Annotated in this window: 1 protein-coding gene; it reads right to left on the bottom strand. The window is 45.7% G+C overall.

Features of this window, described 5'->3' with window-relative positions:
- The coding region (gene bshC / locus P6709_RS20290) for a bacillithiol biosynthesis protein BshC (protein ID WP_278242678.1) at positions 1 to 221 on the bottom strand (221 nt) is incomplete at both ends.

Genomic DNA, 221 nt, shown 5'->3' with positions numbered 1-221 from the left:
ATTCAGTTTTTGAGACTGCATTTTTGCTAATTTGATGATGGAAATCACCTTATGTATGGTATATAGCGGGCCAGTTAATATCCCAGCCTGCTGACCGCCTATTACAACAACACCCTCTGACCGCACCTCAGCAAGTGATTGTTCGACTGCGTCGCTTGATGGGAATGGTTTCATATTCGCTGCTATACAATCAGCGAGCTCTGCCCGTAGAAAGGAGCGTT

Source organism: Jeotgalibacillus sp. ET6, assembly GCF_029667115.1.
Classification (GTDB): domain Bacteria; phylum Bacillota; class Bacilli; order Bacillales; family Jeotgalibacillaceae; genus Jeotgalibacillus.
This window is presented reverse-complemented; position numbering and strand designations above follow the sequence as displayed.